The 18,355-nt window shown below is 73.7% G+C and carries 19 protein-coding genes; 7 read left to right on the top strand and 12 right to left on the bottom strand.

Translation table 11 applies throughout. The features are described 5' to 3' along the window. Positions 1 to 55: 55 nt before the first annotated feature. The 6 genes from ACQZOG_RS01660 to ACQZOG_RS01635 all read right to left on the bottom strand — a co-directional run bounded on the left by ACQZOG_RS01660 (position 56) and on the right by ACQZOG_RS01635 (position 4,383). Positions 56 to 163: a putative leader peptide gene (locus ACQZOG_RS01660; RefSeq protein WP_350328463.1), complete on the bottom strand. Its 108-nt coding sequence runs from the start codon at positions 161 to 163 to the stop codon at positions 56 to 58. A gap of 183 nt (positions 164 to 346) precedes the next feature. After that, positions 347 to 1,087 (bottom strand): LmeA family phospholipid-binding protein, encoded by a 741-nt coding sequence (locus tag ACQZOG_RS01655; protein ID WP_033277835.1) that lies wholly within the window; start codon positions 1,085 to 1,087, stop codon positions 347 to 349. A 111-nt stretch (positions 1,088 to 1,198) separates the two neighbouring features. Further along, positions 1,199 to 1,576 carry a nuclear transport factor 2 family protein gene (locus tag ACQZOG_RS01650; RefSeq protein ID WP_399607930.1) on the bottom strand — a complete coding sequence of 126 codons (378 nt, stop codon included), beginning with the start codon at positions 1,574 to 1,576 and terminating at the stop codon, positions 1,199 to 1,201. Between the two features lie 518 nt (positions 1,577 to 2,094). After that, positions 2,095 to 3,201, bottom strand: coding sequence for a hypothetical protein (locus tag ACQZOG_RS01645; protein WP_430741213.1), 1,107 nt, complete (start codon positions 3,199 to 3,201; stop codon positions 2,095 to 2,097). A gap of 2 nt (positions 3,202 to 3,203) precedes the next feature. After that, entirely contained in the window at positions 3,204 to 3,458 is a 255-nt protein-coding gene (locus ACQZOG_RS01640; protein WP_033277832.1) for a MoaD/ThiS family protein, read from the bottom strand. 40 nt (positions 3,459 to 3,498) lie between these two features. After that, positions 3,499 to 4,383, bottom strand: a complete 885-nt coding sequence (locus ACQZOG_RS01635) for an alpha/beta hydrolase family protein (RefSeq protein WP_430741863.1) — start codon at positions 4,381 to 4,383, stop codon at positions 3,499 to 3,501. Positions 4,384 to 4,652: 269 nt separating this feature from the next. On the opposite strand from ACQZOG_RS01635, the gene ACQZOG_RS01630 reads away from it, so the two are divergent. The 6 genes from ACQZOG_RS01630 (at position 4,653) to ACQZOG_RS01605 (ending at position 10,523) form a co-directional block, all read left to right on the top strand. Continuing rightward, a complete protein-coding gene (locus tag ACQZOG_RS01630; protein ID WP_033277830.1) occupies positions 4,653 to 5,432 on the top strand; it encodes a response regulator transcription factor in 780 nt (259 codons plus the stop codon). Positions 5,433 to 5,539: 107 nt separating this feature from the next. After that, positions 5,540 to 6,562, top strand: coding sequence for a LacI family DNA-binding transcriptional regulator (locus ACQZOG_RS01625; protein ID WP_033277829.1), 1,023 nt, complete (start codon positions 5,540 to 5,542; stop codon positions 6,560 to 6,562). Between the two features lie 514 nt (positions 6,563 to 7,076). Next, the gene (locus tag ACQZOG_RS01620) at positions 7,077 to 8,027 is read left to right on the top strand and encodes a S1C family serine protease (RefSeq protein ID WP_051724677.1); all 951 of its coding nucleotides are present in this window, start codon (positions 7,077 to 7,079) and stop codon (positions 8,025 to 8,027) included. Between the two features lie 99 nt (positions 8,028 to 8,126). After that, positions 8,127 to 8,861 carry a response regulator transcription factor gene (locus ACQZOG_RS01615; protein ID WP_033277827.1) on the top strand — a complete coding sequence of 245 codons (735 nt, stop codon included), beginning with the start codon at positions 8,127 to 8,129 and terminating at the stop codon, positions 8,859 to 8,861. Then, positions 8,858 to 10,324 (top strand): HAMP domain-containing sensor histidine kinase, encoded by a 1,467-nt coding sequence (locus ACQZOG_RS01610; protein ID WP_037640391.1) that lies wholly within the window; start codon positions 8,858 to 8,860, stop codon positions 10,322 to 10,324. The genes ACQZOG_RS01615 and ACQZOG_RS01610 overlap by 4 nt, the downstream gene beginning before the upstream one ends. A gap of 13 nt (positions 10,325 to 10,337) precedes the next feature. Further along, positions 10,338 to 10,523, top strand: a complete 186-nt coding sequence (locus tag ACQZOG_RS01605; RefSeq protein WP_033277825.1) for a DUF1737 domain-containing protein — start codon at positions 10,338 to 10,340, stop codon at positions 10,521 to 10,523. A 55-nt stretch (positions 10,524 to 10,578) separates the two neighbouring features. On the opposite strand, the gene ACQZOG_RS01600 is transcribed toward ACQZOG_RS01605, so the two are convergent. Next, positions 10,579 to 12,402, bottom strand: coding sequence for a bifunctional metallophosphatase/5'-nucleotidase (locus ACQZOG_RS01600; protein WP_397663696.1), 1,824 nt, complete (start codon positions 12,400 to 12,402; stop codon positions 10,579 to 10,581). Positions 12,403 to 12,583: 181 nt separating this feature from the next. On the opposite strand from ACQZOG_RS01600, the gene mshD reads away from it, so the two are divergent. Further along, a complete protein-coding gene (mshD, locus tag ACQZOG_RS01595) occupies positions 12,584 to 13,510 on the top strand; it encodes a mycothiol synthase (protein ID WP_430741212.1) in 927 nt (308 codons plus the stop codon). A gap of 185 nt (positions 13,511 to 13,695) precedes the next feature. Here the strand turns inward: mshD and ACQZOG_RS01590 are convergent, their stop codons facing one another. From ACQZOG_RS01590 to ACQZOG_RS01570, 5 genes are all read right to left on the bottom strand, one after another. Next, entirely contained in the window at positions 13,696 to 14,400 is a 705-nt protein-coding gene (locus ACQZOG_RS01590) for a hypothetical protein (RefSeq protein ID WP_286159923.1), read from the bottom strand. Next, positions 14,397 to 15,917, bottom strand: coding sequence for a hypothetical protein (locus ACQZOG_RS01585; protein ID WP_037640402.1), 1,521 nt, complete (start codon positions 15,915 to 15,917; stop codon positions 14,397 to 14,399). Before ACQZOG_RS01585 ends, ACQZOG_RS01590 begins: the two co-directional genes overlap by 4 nt. Next, complete coding sequence (locus tag ACQZOG_RS01580; RefSeq protein ID WP_203550561.1) at positions 15,914 to 16,774, bottom strand: ABC transporter ATP-binding protein; 861 nt, start codon at positions 16,772 to 16,774, stop codon at positions 15,914 to 15,916. Before ACQZOG_RS01580 ends, ACQZOG_RS01585 begins: the two co-directional genes overlap by 4 nt. A gap of 71 nt (positions 16,775 to 16,845) precedes the next feature. Further along, on the bottom strand, positions 16,846 to 17,697 hold the full coding sequence (locus tag ACQZOG_RS01575) for a hypothetical protein (RefSeq protein ID WP_033277820.1): 852 nt from the start codon (positions 17,695 to 17,697) through the stop codon (positions 16,846 to 16,848). Next, on the bottom strand, positions 17,694 to 18,245 hold the full coding sequence (locus tag ACQZOG_RS01570) for an RNA polymerase sigma factor (RefSeq protein ID WP_033277819.1): 552 nt from the start codon (positions 18,243 to 18,245) through the stop codon (positions 17,694 to 17,696). Before ACQZOG_RS01570 ends, ACQZOG_RS01575 begins: the two co-directional genes overlap by 4 nt. Positions 18,246 to 18,355 lie beyond the last annotated feature (110 nt).

Below are 18,355 nucleotides of genomic sequence, written 5' to 3'. Positions count from 1 at the left end.
CACGGGTTCCCCGATCAGGGAACGGAACGGGAATGCGGACGGAAGACGCGTCCGCTCAGAAGGTGCGACAGAGCATGGCGGCGACACGGCACAGGTCCACTGCCCGCCGCTTCGTGAGATCCGCCTGTCCCCTCGGACGGAGGACGCTCGTCTGACACTGCATGGGGTCGATCGTAAGGACGGACGAGGGGCCCTGTCACCGGTGTGTCGCATGGTGAGACGAGATCGTCCATCCATCGATACGACGACCGGTGAAACCGCCCGCCCGGTCGCCCGCGCCCCCACCCCCGGAGCCGTCCCATCTGCCCAGCGGACGAGACCGTCTCGCCCACCGGACACCGCCGGTCTACCCGGCCAGTCGTACGTCCTTCCCCGTCACCGTCACGTCCACGCCGTCCGACGCCGCCTGGACCTTCTCCAGGCTGATCCCGCCGGGCAGGCCGTCGATCTTCTGCTCGAAGTCGGTGATCCGCCGCACCCGCGACTCGGCGATCTGCACCCCGCCCAGCACCGGCAGCGCGTCCGCCCGCACCCGCACGGTGTTCCCGTCGACGACGGTCACCGAGCTGAGCACGCTCACCGGCTCGGGCAGCTTCGTGCCGAGCACGGTGGTCTCCAGCGCGACCTTGATCTTCCCGTTGCCCCCGTCGGACAGCGCCACCACCTCGGCGGTGATGCCGGGCGCCACCTTCGTGGGCTCCGCCTTGGCGTTCCTCAGCAGCTCGTCGTAGGCGATGGTGGCCGTGCCGGTGGCGCTGTCGGCGACGGCGGAGCCGAAGTCACCGGAGAACTCGACGCCGCGCAGGTCCGCCCGGAGGTCGGCGATGCGGATGGTCTTGCCGCCCTCGCCGCCGCCGGCCTCGTAGTCCGAGATGCCGACCCGCACCTCGTCGAACGAACCGCCGAGCACCTGGGTCAGGAAGGGGAAGCCCTGGATGTCCACGTCGGGGGTGGAGGCCAGCCCTTCGGAGGCGCGGACCCGGTCGGCGGCCTCGCCCTCGGCGAAGTGGACGGCGACGCGGTCGACGATCACGAAGATGCCGCCGAGTACGACGGCGATGACGAGCAGTATTCGCAAGGCGCGCATGCGGAGTCCCCCACCTGACGTGTCCCGACGACCGGCGGCCGCCCTCACGCGAGCGTAGTGGGGGGCCGGCGGGAGAGCCGGGGATTGTGGATCACCTGTGACAGGGACGCCTCAGAAACGCTCGACGTAGGGCGCCCGCCAGGCCGGGGAGGGGTCGGCGCCGAGCTCCGTCCAGTACTCGCGGCCCCACGTGACCAGGCCGTCCCTGACCGTCCAGAGGGACACGACGCGGTGGGTGCCGAGGGTGGCGTGGGGGACCTCGACCTCGGAGACGACGTGGTCGCCGGCGTCGAGGACGCGGAGGATCTTGATGGACCAGCCCTCGGGGTACTCCGCGTTGACGCGGATGTAGTTGTCCTTGCCGCGGATGCGTTCCGCGCTGACGGGCCATTCGACGACCACGTCGTCGGCGAGGAGGGAGGAGAGGGCGGGCCAGTCCCGGGACTGCATGTGTGTCCACAGGGCGTGGATGGTGGCTGTGGGGTGCATGGTCGACATCCTGCACGGGGGTTGGGCGGACGCGGGGGTGTTTCCGCGACCCTGGGTCCCACTGCACGGGTGCCTGTTCACGCACCTGGCGCCGACGGGGTGCCTCCGCGCCCACCCGAGTCGGCGGAGCCAACAGGCACCGACGTGGGTGCGGGCCGGGGGGTGTCGGCGCACCTCGGCGCCGACGAGGTGCCGCCGCGCCCACCCGTGCCGCCCCAGGCGGCACGACTGCCCGCAGTTGGCGGAGCTGGCGGCCGCCGCCCGCCCGCGCGCAGCGGTTGGCGAGGGTTCCGGCCGTCGTGCGCCACTGGCGTCGGTGTAGCCGCACGCGGCGGGGAGGGGACGGGGTGGGGGTGGGCGCCCGCAGCGGCTGGCGCGTCCGCGCCCTGGATTTCTCGAGACGCACTCTCGCGCCAGACCGAGGACGACCGCCCCCACCGCGGCCCCGCACCACCCACCGCCCCTGGGCGCTACAGCAACCCCCACCGGACAGGTGAATGCGCCGCAGGCGTCAGACCTCAGCCAAATACCCGACCCAGCGTGTACACGACCGGCCCCGCCGCCGCCAGCGGCAGGGCGACTCCTGCCGTGAAGTGGACGAAGCGGGACGGGTAGTCGTAGCTGGCCACCCTGTGGCCGATCAGTGCGCAGACCGCCGCCCCGACCCCCATCAGCGCCGCGTCCGTCGACATCCCCCCGACGGCGTACCCCGCACCGCCCGCCGCCGCCAGCGCGATCACCACCGACGCCGCCGTCGCCACCGGCAGCGCCCGCACGACCGTCGCCGCCGCCACCGCGACCGCCCCCACGACTACCGCGTCCGCGTCCGCCGCGAGGTAGCCGCCCGCAGCGATCGCCAGCGCCGCCGCGACCACCGTCGCCATCAGCCCGTACATCCGCTCATCGGGATCCGCGTGCGACCGCAGCTGCAGCACCAGCGACAGCAGCACCCACACACCCAGCGTCCCGAGGATCACCCCGGGCGACCGGTCCGAGATCAGCATCGCCGCGTCCGCGACCAGCGCCCCGAGGAACCCCAGCGCGATGCCCTGCCGCGCCGGCCACATCCCGTTGAGCCGGAACCACCCCGCCGCGGTCACGCCCTGCAGCACCACCAGCGGCACGAGCAGCGCGTACGTCCCCAGCGCGGCACCGCCCGCCAGCAGCAGCCCCAGCACCGCCGTCAGCAGCGCGGGCTGCATCCCGGGCTCGATGACCGGCGACCGCCCCTCGGCGCGGGCGCGCTGCGCGTCGGTGATCCGGGCGTTCCCGGCGAGGGTGGCGGGGCCGTACTCCGGCTCCGGCTCCGGCTCACCAGCGGCCACCGGAGCGGGCTCCGGGACCTGAACAGGATCAGGAGTCACAGGAGCAGCCGCCGCCACCGGCGGCTGCATCTGCGTCTCCCACGTCTGCCCCTGCCACTGCTGCGTGTGCTGCTGATCCGCGTACGGGTCGTACGCATGGTCGTACCCCTGCCCGGGCCACGCCTGCGGCTGCGACCGCGGCTGCTGGTACGGCGTGCCCGGCGGCTGCTGGTACGGCGTGCCCGGCGGCTGCTGATACGGCGTGACCGGCGGCTCCTGCCCCCCGTACCCGTAACCCCCGCCGTACGGCTGGTTCGTCATCCTCACCCTCCTGCGAACGGCGGAAGCACCTCGACCGTGCCGCCGTCGGCCAGCCGTACCGTCTCATGCGCGCGCTTGCCCACGGGATCGCCGTCGACCAGGAACGAGCACCTCAGCAGCACGCGCGCCAGCTCGCCGGGATGCCGTTCGCGCACGGCGGCGAGCGCGTCGGCGAGCGTGTCCGCCTCGTACGGCTCCTCGGCCACCCCCGCCGCGGCCTTGGCGGCGGCCCAGTACCGCACCGTGACCTTTGCCATCTGCTGGTTCCTCGATCGGTTGACGGTGAACACGGTCAGGCTAGCCCGCCCGGGCGACCGCCCAGTCCCCGATCCTCCGCAACAGCGGTTCGGGCGCCGCGTTCTCGGCGTGCCCCATGCCGTGTTCGACCCACAGCTCCCCGTGCTCCCCGGCGGCGTCCGCGAGCATCCGGGGGTGGTCGAGCGGGAAGTAGGCGTCCTGGTCTCCGTGCACGACCAGCAGCGGGGTCGGCGCGATGCGGGGCACGGCCTCGGTGGGGGACAGCGGCACGGGGTCCCACTGCCGGTGGTGGATGCGGGTGCGCAGCCCGTACCGCCCGACCAGCCGCCCGGAGGGCCGGGTCACCAGCCAGTGCAGCCGCCGCATGGGCGCGGTCCCCCGGTAGAACCACCGCGCGGGCGCGCTCACCGAGACGACGGCGTCGACGTCACCCGTGTGCAGCGCCGCGTGCCGCAGCACCACGGACCCGCCCATGGAGAACCCCACGGTGATCACCCGCGTGTGCCCCAGCTCCCGCGCCCACGCGACCGCCGCGGCGAGGTCGAGCACCTCGCGGTCGCCGACGGTGGAGCGTCCGCCGGACCGGCCGTGCCCGCGGAAGGAGAAGGTGACGACGGCGCCGTACCGCGCGAACACCTGGGCGACGCGCCGCACGTGGGGGCGGTCGGCGTCTCCGGTGAAACCGTGCGCGATCACGAAAACGAGCCCCTGGGAATCACCGGGGACCGCATTCCCCGAACCCTTCCGCGAACCCTCGCCGGCCGATTCGTATACGGCCTTCCCCGGGTCGTATACAACGCCTCCCGGCTCGTATACGGAATCGATCGCCACACCGTCCGCCGTGCGCAGGAACGTCCGCATTGACGCGCCGTCCCGTGTCACATCCGGTGTCTCGGAATATGGACGAATGGTGGATCGCGCCACATGACCTGCCGCATCGGTGCCCATGTCGGCTATTCTGCTGCGAAGAGGACTCGGGCAGTGAAGCCCCCGGGTCCTTTTGTGCTTTCGGAAGCGTTGTATACGAAGGCGGGAAACCGCCGGAGGTGCAGGCCGTCGAACGCACGCAGCAATGCCGTAAACGTCCTCGCAGGGACCGAGGAGGAACCAGACGTTATGGGCGAGCGAACCGTGCACGAACGCAGGACGGCCCCGTTCCGGGCGGCCACGACCCGAGCAGGTGAGGCGACCCGATGAGTTCCCTGCTGCTCCTGACCAACGCGCTCCAGCCGTCGACGGAGGTGCTCCCCGCCCTCGGTCTGCTCCTGCACAACGTCCGGGTGGCGCCCGCGGAGGGCCCGGCGCTGGTGGACACCCCCGGCGCCGACGTGATCCTCATCGACGGCCGCCGCGATCTTCCCCAGGTCCGCAGCCTGTGCCAGCTGCTGCGCTCCACGGGCCCCGGCTGTCCCCTCGTCCTGGTCGTGACCGAGGGCGGCCTCGCCGCGGTCACCGCGGACTGGGGCATCGACGACGTACTGCTGGACACGGCCGGCCCCGCGGAGGTCGAGGCGCGGCTGCGGCTGGCGATGGGCCGCCAGCAGATCGTCAACGACGACTCCCCCATGGAGATCCGCAACGGCGACCTCTCCGTGGACGAGGCGACGTACTCCGCGAAGCTGAAGGGCCGGGTCCTGGACCTGACGTTCAAGGAGTTCGAGCTGCTCAAGTACCTCGCGCAGCACCCCGGCCGGGTGTTCACCCGCGCCCAGCTGCTGCAGGAGGTCTGGGGCTACGACTACTTCGGCGGCACCCGCACGGTCGACGTGCACGTACGCCGTCTGCGCGCCAAGCTCGGCCCGGAGCACGAGTCGCTGATCGGCACCGTCCGGAACGTCGGTTATCGATTCGTTACGCCGGAGAAGGTGGAGCGCGCGGCCGAGGAGGCGAAGGCGAAGGGCGCCCGGCAAAAGGCGGCGGAAGCGGACGAGACGGCCGCGGCGGACGCCGACGGGGTGCGGGCGAAGGCCTGAGGGCCGCACGCATGAGCGGCGCGTTCGCGCAGACGAGCCGCTTTTCCGCTGCTCACCACCTCCGGCACGCCCTGCCCGGAAAAGATATATCCGCGTAGACTCCGCGCGTGGCCAAGGTAACCAGGGATGACGTGGCGCGACTGGCGGGGACGTCGACCGCGGTCGTCAGCTATGTCATCAACAACGGACCCCGGCCGGTCGCCCCGGCCACGCGCGAGCGGGTGCTCGCAGCGATCAAGGAGCTGGGGTACCGGCCCGACCGCGTCGCCCAGGCGATGGCGTCCCGGCGCACGGATCTCATAGGTCTGATCGTGCCGGACGCCCGCCAGCCGTTCTTCGGCGAGATGGCACATGCGGTGGAACAGGCCGCGTCCGAGCGCGGGAAGATGGTGCTGGTCGGGAACTCCGACTACATCGGCGAGCGCGAGGTCCACTATCTGCGTGCCTTCCTCGGCATGCGGGTCTCCGGTCTGATCCTGGTCAGCCACGCGCTGAACGACCTGGCCGCGGCGGAGATCGAGGCGTGGGACGCCCGGGTGGTGCTGCTGCACGAGCGGCCGGAGGCGATCGACGACGTCGCCGTCGTCACCGACGACCTCGGCGGCGCGCAGCTCGCCGTGCGTCATCTGCTGGAGCACGGCTACGAGTACGTCGCCTGTGTCGGCGGTACGGCGGAGACGCCCGCCGTCGGCGACCCGGTCTCCGACCACGTCGAGGGCTGGCGGCGCGCGATGGACGAGGCCGGGATACCCACGGAGGGGCGCCTCTTCGAGGCCCCCTACAACCGCTACGACGCCTACCGGGTCGCGCTGGACATCCTGTCGGGGCCGCGGCGGCCGCCGGCGGTCTTCTGCTCCACGGACGACCAGGCGATCGGTGTGCTGCGCGCCGCGCGGGAGCTGCGGATCGACGTGCCGGGGGAGCTGGCGGTCGTCGGGTTCGACGACATCAAGGAGGCGGCGCTGGCGGATCCGCCGCTGACCACGGTCGCGTCGGACCGGCCGGCGATGGCGCGGGCGGCGGTGGATCTGGTGCTGGACGACGGTCTCCGCGTGGCCGGCTCCCGCCGGGAGCGGTTGAAGGTGTTCCCGTCGCGACTGGTCCTGCGCCAGTCCTGCGGCTGTTCCTAGCAGTTCCCCGCGCCCCTGAGGGGCGTGCCGCCCCCGGCTGCGGGCGCCGCGGCACCCCGCCGCCGCCGGGTGCGGGTCGTCCGTGGCTGGTCGCGCAGTTCCCCGCGCCCCTGAAGGGGCACGCCCCCGCCGCCGGTCGGCCGCGGGCCGTGATCGGCTGAGCGCGCAGTTCCCCGCGCCCCTGAGGGGCGTCCTAGCTGCGGGCAGTCGTGCCGCTTGGGGCGGCACGGGTGGGCGCAGCGGCACCCCGCCGACGCCGGGTGCGGGACCTCCGTGGCTGGGCGCGCAGTTCCCCGCGCCCCTGAGGGACGCCGCCGCTGCGGGCAGTCGTGCCGCTAGGGGCGGCACGGGTGGGCGCAGCGGCACCCCGTCGACGCCGGGTGCGGGACCTGCGTGGCTGAGTGCGCAGTTCCCCGCGCCCCCTGAGGGCATTTATGCCGGCCGTACGTACTTCTGCCGGGCTTCTCAGGTCGCCCTCAGGTGGCTCTCATCACCGAGCGGGACGCTCAGGTACATGAGCGAAAACCTCCCTCCTCACCACGTGAACCCCGAGTGGCCGCCCCCGCCGCCCTACGCTCCCGCGCACAGGCGAAGCCGCGGCCCCGCCAAGCTGCTCGTCGCCGTGGCGATCGTCGCCGCCGCCGTGGGCGGGACCACGGCCTACGGCGTGCAGGAGCTGACCGGTGGTTCCTCCACCGGCGTCACCACGTCCTCCGCCACGGAGACCGACGTCGTGCCGGCGTCCCTGAAGGGCACGGTCGCCGGGGTCGCCAAGAGCGTCAGCCCCAGCATCGTGGAGATCAAGGCGGCCTCCTCGTCCGGCTCGGCCACCGGCTCCGGTGTCGTCGTCACCGAGGACGGCGAGGTCGTCACCAACAACCACGTCGTGGCCGGCGCCTCGCAGATCCAGGTGCGGACGCACGACGGCACGACGTACGACGCCCGCGTCGTCGGCACCGACAGCAGCAAGGACCTGGCGTTGATCAAGTTGGAGGACGCCTCCGGTCTGAAGGCCGCCACCCTGGGCGACTCCGACGGCGTGCAGGTCGGCGACCAGGTCGTCGCGATCGGCTCGCCCGAGGGCCTCACCGGCACGGTGACCAGCGGCATCGTCTCCGCGCTCGACCGGGACGTCACCGTGTCCACGGACGAGAGCCAGGGGCAGCAGCAGTGGCAGCGCGGCGGCGGCTGGCCGTTCGAGTTCGGCGGCCGGCAGTTCAACGGCGACACCGGCGGCTCCACGACCACGTACAAGGCGATCCAGACCGACGCCTCGCTGAACCCGGGAAACTCCGGCGGCGCGCTGATCGACATGAACGGCAACATCATCGGCATCAACTCCGCGATGTACGCGCCGAGCGGCGCGGAGTCGTCCACGGCGGGCAGCGTCGGCCTCGGCTTCGCCATCCCGGTGAACACGCTCAAGGCGGACCTGCCGGACCTGCGGGCCGGTGCGGGCGGCTGACGCGCGGGGCGGGAAACGTGCGACGCTGAAGATCCGACAGCCCGCCCCCTCCCCCGCCGCGCCCGCCGCGCGGCGCGCAGACGAAGGACCCGCCACCCGATGAGCCCCGCAGACGGCGACCGTGCCCCGCAGCGCATCCTGATCGTCGACGACGAGCCGGCGGTGCGCGAAGCACTCCGGCGCAGCCTGGCCTTCGAGGGATACGACACCGAGGAGGCCGTCGACGGCGTGGACGCCCTGGAGAAGACGGCGGCCCGCCGGCCCGACCTCCTCGTGCTCGACATCCAGATGCCCCGCATGGACGGCCTGACCGCCGCCCGCCGTATCCGCGCCACCGGCGACACCACGCCGATCCTGATGCTGACGGCCCGCGACACCGTGGGCGACCGGGTGACGGGGCTGGACGCGGGGGCGGACGACTACCTGGTGAAGCCGTTCGAGCTGGACGAGCTGTTCGCGCGGATCCGGGCCCTGCTGCGGCGCAGCTCGTACGCGGCCGCGGTGGCGGCGTCCGCCGAGACCGACGACGTCCTCACCTTCGCCGACCTCACGATGAACCTGGCCACGCGGGAGGTGACCCGGGCCGGACGCCCTGTGGAGCTGACGCGCACGGAGTTCACGCTGCTGGAGATGTTCATGGCGCACCCGCGCCAGGTGCTGACCCGTGAGCAGATCCTCAAGGCGGTGTGGGGCTTCGACTTCGAACCGTCGTCCAACTCGCTGGACGTGTACGTCATGTACCTGCGCCGCAAGACCGAGGCGGGCGGCGAGCCGCGCCTGGTGCACACGGTGCGGGGGGTGGGGTACGTACTGCGGCAGGGCGGCGCGGAGTGACCGGTCCTGTGCGCCGTTTCCGCGCCCTGCCGATCCGGGCGCGGCTGTCGCTGCTGGTCGCCGCGGCGGTGGCGTTCGCGGTGGCAGCGGTGTCGGTGACCTGCTGGTTCATCGTGCAGGGCAAGCTGTACGAGCAGGTCGACGAGGATCTGAAGAAGGCGACCGTGCTGCAGGGGCCGCAGCGGGTGGACGAGATCCGCAGCGCCCTCACCGACTGCACGGACACGCCCCGCGACAGCGCGGGCGGTTTCCAGTACACGTACTCGCAGGTGGTCAAGGAGGACGGCACGGTCTGCCTGTTTCCCAGCTCGGTGGGGAACGTGAAGGTCACCGCGTCGGACCGCGAGGTGATCGAGAACGCGGGCACCGGGTCCAGGGGCATCTTCCGCGACGGCACCGACGAGGACGGCGACGACGTCCGGGTGCTGACCCTGCCGCTCGTCATCAACGACCCGTCCACGCTGACCAGCACCCACGCGGCCGTCATCGTGGCGGTCCCGCTGAAGGGCACGCAGTCGACGCTGAACGACCTGGCGCTGATCCTGCTGCTGGTGTCCGGCATCGGGGTGCTCGGCTCGGCCGCCGCGGGTCTCGCCGTGGCGCGCACCGGACTGCGCCCGGTCGACAAGCTGACCGAGGCCGTGGAGCACGTGGCGCGCACCGAGGACCTGGGCGTGCGCATCCCGGTGGAGGAGGAGTCGGAGGACGAGATCGCGCGGCTGTCGCGCTCCTTCAACTCCATGACGTCCGCGCTGGCCAGCTCCCGTGACCTCCAGCAGCAGCTCATCGCGGACGCCGGGCACGAACTGCGCACCCCGCTCACCTCGCTGCGCACCAACATCGAGCTACTGACCCGCAGCGAGGACACCGGCCGGCCCCTCCCGCCGGCCGACCGCAAGGCGCTGCTGGACTCGGTGAAGGCGCAGATGACGGAGCTGGCCGCGCTGATCGGCGACCTCCAGGAGCTGTCCCGCCCCGACCCGGGTCATCAGGCGGGCCGCGTGGGGATCGTCGCCTGGCAGGACGTGGTGGAGGCGGCCCTGCGCCGGGCCCGGCTGCGCGGCCCGGAGCTGACGATGTCGGCCGAGCTGCGGCCCTGGTACGTGCGGGCCGAACGGGCCGCGCTGGAGCGCGCGGTGGTCAACGTGCTGGACAACGCGGTGAAGTTCAGCCCGCCGGGCGGCACGGTCGAGGTGCGGCTCGCCGACGGCGTGCTGACCGTCCGGGACCACGGCCCCGGCATCGCGGAGGACGAACTGCCGCACGTCTTCGACCGCTTCTGGCGCTCCCCCGGCGCCCGCGCCCTCCCCGGTTCCGGCCTCGGGCTGTCGATCGTGGCGCGCACGGTGCAGCAGGCGGGCGGCACGGTCGCGCTCACCCCGGCCGAGGGCGGCGGCACCACCGCCACCGTCCGTCTGCCGGGCGCCCCGACCCCTCCGCCGGAGGTCCCCGACGCCCCGTGACACGCTGGGAGGCATGGCGAATCCACCCGACGGACTGCCCGTCTACCGCGTACTGACCGGCCCCGACGACTCCGCCTTCTGCCGGCGGGTCAGCGAGGCGCTCGAGTCGGGGTACCGGCTGCACGAGGGGCCGGCCGTGACCTTCGACGGGGAGCGCGTGATCGTCGCGCAGGCGGTCGTGTGGGACGTGGAGGGCTAGAACGCGAGGGGGGCCGGTGCCATCCGGCACCGGCCCCTCTTCGTCGTCCTGCGGGTTACTGCACGATCGTGATGCGGTCCGCCGCCGGCGGGGCGAGCGGGGCGCCGGCCGACGAGTTGGCCGTCAGGTACTGCTCGAGCGCCTTCAGGTCGTCGTCGCCGACCAGGGCGTCGGCGCCCTGACCCAGGGTGGTGAAGCCGTCGCCGCCGCCCGCGAGGAAGCTGTTCATCGCGACGCGGTAGCTCGCCGACGGGTCGATCGCCTCACCGTTCAGCCGGATGGAGTCCGTGACGACCCGGTCGGCGCCGGACTTCGTCAGGTCCAGCGTGTAGGTGAGTCCGTCGGACACCTGGAGGATCTTCGGGGCCGCCTCGTTGGAGCCGCTGACCTGCTCCTTGAGCGCCTGGATCAGTTGCTCGCCGGTGTAGGTCTGCAGGTTGACCGTGTTGGCGAACGGCTGGACCGTGAACGCCTCGGCGAAGGTGACGACTCCGTCGCCCTCGGCGCCGCTCGCCGCGTAGGTGAGGGAGGCGCGGATGCCGCCCGGGTTCATCAGGGCGAGGTCGGTCTCCGGGTCCAGCGTGCGGGCGTACTCCAGCTGCGCGTCGGCGATGAGGTCGCCCAGCGGGGACTCGGTGCCGTCCTTGACGACGTCGCCGGAGATGTAGCCGATGGCGCGGTTGCCGATCGGGGCGGCGAGGGTGTTCCACTTGCCGATCAGGCCGGTGATGTCGGACGCCTTGGGGACGTCGCGGGACACCACGTGGTTCGCGGACTTCACGGCCGTACGGGCGATGTCACCGGTCTTGCGGTCGTAGGTCAGCGTGGTGTCGGTGTAGAGCCGGCCGAAGGACGCGGCGGAGGTGACCATGCGGGGGTTGCCCGCCGGGTCGGGGACGGTGCACACGTACGCGTTGTGGGTGTGGCCGGTGACCAGCGCGTCCACCTCGGGCGAGACGTTCTTCGCGATGTCCACGATGGGGCCGGAGATGCCGGCGCCGGGGCCCCCGGAGTCGCAGTCGTAGTTGTAGCCCTGCGAGGCCGGGAAGCCGCCCTCGTGGATCAGCGCCACGATGGACTTCACGCCCTTGCGGCGCAGCTCCTCGGCGTACTTGTTGATCGTCTCGACCTCGTCCTTGAAGACGAGGCCCTTGACGCCCTCGGCGGACACGATGTTCGGGGTGCCCTCGAGGGTCACGCCGATGAAGCCGACCTTGACGTCCTTCTTCTTCCACACCCAGTACGGCTTGAGAAGGGGCTTCTTGGTCTTCTCGTTCAGGACGTTGGCCGTCAGGTACGGGAAGTCGGCGCCCTTGAACTTCTTGTCCGTGTAGCAGCCGTCCGTCGGGTGGCAGCCGCCGTTCTGCAGGCGGGACAGCTCCTTGGCGCCCTCGTCGAACTCGTGGTTGCCGACGGAGGTGACGTCCAGTTCGAGCTTGTTCAGCGCCTCGATGGTGGGCTCGTCGTGGAACAGGCCGGAGAGCAGCGGGGAGGCGCCGACCATGTCGCCGCCGGCCGCGGTGATGGAGTACGGGTTGCCCTTGCGGGCCTGACGCAGGTGCGTCGCCAGGTACTCGGCGCCGCCCGCGTCGATGGTCTTCGTCGTGCCGTCCGGCTGGAGTTCGGTGACCCGGCCGGAGGAACCGGTGGGCGGCTCCAGGTTGCCGTGCAGGTCGTTGAAGGACAGCAGCTGCACGTCCTGGTAGCGGCTCGGTCCATGGCCGTGGCCCTTGCCCTTGCCGTGCTGCTCGCCCGCGCTCGCGGACCCCGGCAGGGCCGCGGCGGCCAGGGCACCGACGGTGAGGACACCGGCGGCGGTCGCGAGGAGACGGTTCGTACGGCGTCTGCGGCGCGGGTGCGCCGGGGATGTGGCTGGCATACGCCCCCCTGTCGGTGCGAGTGGGTACCGGCGCAGCCTAGAGTCAACGCGCGTAGCGCGACAGGGGCTTCCGGGTTACAGCCTGGTTTATCTTTTCGGCCACGGTCGCCGCCGTCGCCGCGGCGGGCCGCACGCGCCCGTCGCCGCCCCCTCGTCGCGCCGTCCCTTTACCCTCGTACGCATGACCAGCGACGCGTTCTCCCGGCCCGGCCGCCCCCGTTCGCTCCAGACGTACACCACGCTCGACCAGGCGAAGGTCGACGCGGTGCTCGCGCTGCTCGACGAGGCGGCGCGCGCCGACGGCCAGCAGGCCGTGTCCGAGCAGGGCCGGCTGCAGTTGCGCGGCGGGGAGCGGGAGGGCGTCTCGCATCTGCTGCTGACCGCCGGGGAAGAGCTCGTCGGGTACGCCCAGTTGGAGGACACCGACCCGGTGGAGCCGCCCGCCGCGGAGCTGGTGGTGCATCCCGCGTACCGCGGGCAGGGGCACGGGCGGGCGCTCGGCACGGCGCTGCTGGCCGCGTCGGGCAAGCGGCTGCGGGTGTGGGCGCACGGCGGGCACTCCGCGGCCCGGCATCTGGCGCAGGTGCTCGGACTGACGCTGTTCCGTGAACTGCGGCAGATGCGGCGCCCGTTGGCGAACCTGGACCTGCCCGACCCGGTGCTGCCGGAGGGCGTCACCGTGCGCACCTTCGAGCCCGGCCGGGACGACGCGGCGTGGCTCACGCTGAACGCCGCCGCGTTCGCCCACCACCCCGAGCAGGGCTCCCTCACACAGCGGGACCTCGACGACCGCAAGGCCGAACCGTGGTTCGACCCCGCGGGCTTCTTCCTCGCGGAGGGCGACGGGCGGCTGGTCGGCTTCCACTGGACGAAGGTGCACGCCCAGGAGGGCCTCGGCGAGGTGTACGTCCTCGGGGTCTCCCCCGACGTGCAGGGCGGCGGGCTCGGCAAGGCGCTGACGACTATCGGGCTGCGCCACCTGGCGGACCAGGGTCTGCCCACCGCCATGCTGTACGTCGACGCCGACAACAAGGCGGCGGTGTCCGTCTACGAGCGGCTGGGCTTCGTCACCCACGAGACGGACCTGATGTACCGGACGGAGACGTGAGGGCCGGCCGGGCCGGCACTGTGTCGATCACGCCGGGCGTGCACGCCGCCGGCCGCACGGGCGCCGGGGGTTGCGCCCCCGCCGCCCCTTCCTCCCTGGGGCCTACGCCCCCAGACCCCCCTTGTCGGCCCTGGCGGGCCTCGTCCTCAAGCGCCGGACGGGCTGGAGTCGGCGGACCCGCGTACTCAAGAACGGGACGGGGACCTGAGCGTCCGGAGTGTGCGCCGCCGCACCGGTTCCACGCAGCACACCGCGACCGCCAGGAGCGCCGCGCACAGCAGCAGCGTCCAGTGGCCGTGGGCGTCCGCCCAGCGTGGGTCGCCGGGCACGGTGAACAGTGACCACTCCGAGGGGGTCAGCAGCGGCGCCAGGACCGCGGCCACCAGCAGGGACGCGGCGACCGCCTGACCCGGCCGGCCGGCGCCCCGGCGGCGCACCGCGAAGGCCGCGCCGGCCAGGGCGAGCGCGAGGGCCGTCGCCGCCTCCAGGGTGACGTCCCCGGCCGGGGGCCGCGCCTCCTCGGGGACGAGCAGCACGGCCGCCGACCACCACACGGCGGCGGCGGGCAGCACCAACGCGCAGCGCAGCGCGTGCCGCAGGACGCGGCGGACGGGGACGGCGGCGGTGGTCTGCCGGGCAGGGTCGTCCAGCAGGAACGCGGCGCCCAGCGCGAAGCACAGGGCGGCGGCCCGCAGGGCGTTCACCCCGGCCCACGGGGTGACCTCGCCGCCGGACAGCCGGGGCAGCGCGGCCGCCAGCAGTCCGAGCCCGCCGCCCGCCGCGAGCGCCCACCAGGGCACCGTGCGGGCGACCGGGCGGACCAGCTGGAGGAGAACGCCCCGCCGGGCCGCGCGCGCCGGGGTGTTCCCGGCCGTCCGGGTCGCGGTCACAGGCACTCGTTCTCCCCCTCGGGCTTCTCCAGGCCCAGCACCCGCGCGACGCGGTCCGTCGTCACCTTCGGGGCGGTCAGCTCGGCCCAGCCGGCCTTCACCTTGGCGGCGGCCTCGTCGCGGGGCAGTTCCAGCAGTTCGCGCAGCAGCTCCGTCTGGGCGGAGGTCATCTGCAGCGGTTCCGTCCGGGAGACGACGATCGCCGAGCCGGTGTCGCTGTCGTCGATCCGCACCCGGCGCAGGTCGGCGACCGGGTCGGGCCGGTCGGCGAGGGCCAGCCACATCACGGTGACCATCCGGCCGTCGCACATCCCGCCCGCCGTGGCCTCCGAGCCGGTGACCAGCGCACCGGCCACCGCGACGGCGAACTCGGGCACCCGGTTGCCGCCCCAGGCCGTCCCCACGGTCACCTCGCCGGGTCGGGTGAGCGGCGGGAGGGTCGCGTCGGCGTCCAGGCCGTAGCGCGCCTCGACCCGCTGCCGTACGACCAGGGGGCGGTCCTGCGCGTCGCCGCCGGCCAGGGCGCGGACGTCGTCGACGGTCCGGGCCCAGTCGCCGGTGCGCGGCGTCCACTCGGGGAAGGCGCAGTACGTGGTGGCGTCGCGTTCGACGCAGGTGTGGACCTTCTCCGGGGTGACCGAGGCCCGTACGCGCGCCTCGGTGACGGACTCCGGCACGCCCCGGGACTGGCCCACCGCGCCGGCCAGGGTCAGCGCCACCGCGCAGGCGACCGCCGCCTGGGCGGTCCGCAGCCGGGCGCCGCCGGACAGCAGCACGGCCGCCGTCATCAGGGTCAGCGCGAGTCCGCCCAGGTAGAGGGCGTGCCACGCGGCGGGGCGTCCGATCAGGTCGGAGGGCAGGGTGACGACGCTGTACGTGCCGACGGACGGCATCAGCCACCGCGTCCAGCCGTCGTCGGAGAAGCCGAGGAAGGTGGCGAGGAAGAGCAGCAGGACGATCAGCAGCGGCGCCGCGAACGGCGCGGTGACCAGGCGGGCCAGCAGCACCCCGAACCCGCCGAGGAGCAGCACGGACAGGGGGCCGACGAGGAGTTCGCCGGGCGAGCCGTGCCCGACCGCGCCCGGCTTGAGCGCCTCCCAGGCGAACTGCCCGCCCACGCACACCGCGACCAGCAGGGCCGCCGCGACGACGGACAGCAGGTGCGCGACCGTGCGCCCCCACCGGGGGAGCACGAGCACGTCGAGGTGCCGTTCGGTGTCGTGCCGGCGGGAGCGCAGCATGGCGTGGTTGGCGCTCAGCAGGACCGCGAGGCCGACGAGCAGAGGCGCGTCCTGGGTGGCGCGGTCGGCGTCCTGCAGCGCGGGGAAGCCGTCGAAGGAGACGCGGGTGCGCCACACGGTCCAGGCGACGTACACCGCGAACGCGACGACCACCGGCACGCGGGTGAGGAGCTTGCGCGTCTCGAAGCGGGCGAGGGCGGACACGGCGGCCCAGGAGGCGCCGGGCGGGGCCGTCACGGGGGCCGGGGCCGGCGCCGTGGTGGTGGTCGTCGTCACGCGGTCACCTCCGCGGCCGCGCCGTCCAGGGTGAGCAGGTAGCCGTCCTCGAGGGTGGGTTCGAGGAGGTCGGCGCCGGGCGGCGGGTCGCCTACGTTGCGGAAGGTGCCGAGTCCGGTGCGCCAGCCGGCCAGCGCGCCGGGGTCGCGGCCGTCGCTGCTCCACACGCGTCCCGCGGCCCGTGCGGTCAGCTCGGCGGGGGTGCCGTCGAAGCGGACGGTGCCGCCCGCCAGGACGACGACCCGGTGGCAGAGCATCGCCACGTCCTCGGTCTGGTGGGTGGACAGCAGCACGGTCCGGCCCTCGCCCGCGGTGGCGATCAGCTCGCGGAACCGCATGCGCTGTTCGGGGTCGAGCCCGACGGTGGGCTCGTCGAGGACGAGGAAGGCCGGGTCGCCGGCGAGCGCCGCCGCCAGCGCCACCCGCTGCCGCATGCCGCCGGACAGCTTGCGGATCCGCTTGCCCCGCACGTCGGCCAGGCCGACCTCGTCGAGGACCCGGCGCACCTCGCGGTGGCGGGCGGAGCGGTCGGTCAGCTCCTTGAGGATGGCCACGTAGTCGACGAACTCGAAGGCCGTGAAGTCCGGGTGGAAGCCGGGCGTCTGCGGCAGGTAGCCGAGCCGGCGGCGCACCTCCTGGCGGCCGCGGGCGGTCGAGGGGTCGTGGCCGAGCACGGTGAACGCGCCCCGGTCGGCGGGCACGGCGGTGGCGAGGACCCGCAGCAGCGTGGTCTTGCCCGCGCCGTTCGGGCCGAGCAGCCCGGTGACGCCGGGGGTCAGTCGCAGCGACACGTCGTCCAGGGCGCGGGTCGCGCCGTAGTGGAGGCTCAGCCCGGAGGCCGAGACGGTGGGGGACATGGGGAACTCCCGTGGCAGGTGGTGGAGGCCGGGGCGGTGGGTCGCCCCGGCCGGTGGGAGGCCGGGCGCGGTCAGACCGCGGGGTCCCGGCTCAGGTCGAAGCGGTCCCGGAGCAGGACCAGCAGGCCGGCGGCGAGCACGGCGACGGCCGCCGAGACGCCCTGTCCGGCCGCGGTGAAAGGGGCGAGCGTCTCCTGCCCGCCGGAGCGGACCGCGTCCGCCGTGACCAGCAGCGCGACCCAGCCGCCGCCGGTCAGCGCGGGCGCCAGGACGGGCCCGAGCCGGGCCGACAGCGCGAGCGCCGTGGCGGTGAGGGCGAGTGCGGGCAGCAGCCAGCTCAGGGCGAGCAGCCCGTACCCGGGAAGGGCGAGCGTGGCCAGGCCGTTCAGCCCGAGCCCGGCGGTCAGCACGGCGACCGTGCGGATCATCAGCAGCCGGAACCCGTGCATCGGCGCGACCACGGCCATCTCGTACGTCGGGTCCATCCGCGGCCCGTACGACAGCGCCACCCCCGCGAGCGGCAGCAGCGGGGCGAGGGCGAGGAACAAGGTGAGCCGGTCGCTCTCGGTGCGGGCGACGGTGACGGCCACGGTGAGCAGCAGCACCGCCGTCACCGCGCCCAGCCAGGAGCGGCGCAGCGCGGGCGTGGCCGCGAGCATGCGGGCGGTGTGGTCGCGGACGCCGAGCCGCAGCAGCAGCGACTCCAGCAGGCCGGGCCGGGGCGCGTCGAGTTCGGCGTCCAGCCGCTCCCAGCCGGCGTCCAGGGCGACGGGGTCGCCGAGGCCCGCGAGCACGGCACGGCAGTGCGCGCACGCCGTGAGATGGGTGTCGGCCGACCACAGCGCGGGCGCCTCGAGCCCGCCGCGCGCGTACGCCCGCAGGTCGTCCTCCGGCACGTGCCAGCGCCTGTCCTCGTACGTCATGCCAGCGCCTCCCGGAGTTGCCTGCGGGCGCGCATGGCCCGCGTCTTGACCGTGCCCGGCGGGATGCCGAGCAGGACCGCGGCCTCACGGGTGGTCAGCCCGTCGACCACGGTCGCCTGGAGCACCGCGCGCAGTTCCGGCGACAGCCGCACCAGGGCGCCGGCGAGGTCCCCGTGCTCGACCCCCGCGAGCACGCGTTCCTCCGCCGACGCCTCGTCCCGGTGCCGCAGCCGCGCCAGCGCCTGCCGCAGCCGCCCCCGTGCCCCGGCCCCGCGCAGCGCGTCGACCAGCCGGCGTGAGGCGATCCGCCACAGCCAGCCGGCGGCGTCCGCGCCCGCCGCGTCCTCACGCCAGCGGGCCGTGCCGCGCCACACCGCGAGGAAGGTCTCCTGCACGACGTCGTCGACGAGGGCGGCGTCGGCGCACCGGGTGCGCATGCGCGCGGTCAGCCACGGCGCGTACCGCCGGTACAGCTCCTCGAAGGCGCGCCGGTCGCCGTCGGCCGTGACGGCGCGCAGCAGCTCGCCGTCGCTTCTCATCTCGCTCACGTCCCCTCATCGGACGGGCCCCGCGGATCGGTTCACGGTTCGGCCGTCGAATGCGCGGCCGGAGCCGCGATCGGTCCCGGTTGACTTTCGCACCACCCCTGCACCACCCT

Origin of the sequence: Streptomyces sp. P13-3-3, assembly GCF_050571355.1 — a bacterium.
In the GTDB taxonomy this organism is placed as follows: Bacteria; Actinomycetota; Actinomycetes; order Streptomycetales; family Streptomycetaceae; genus Streptomyces; species Streptomyces althioticus.
This window is presented reverse-complemented; position numbering and strand designations above follow the sequence as displayed.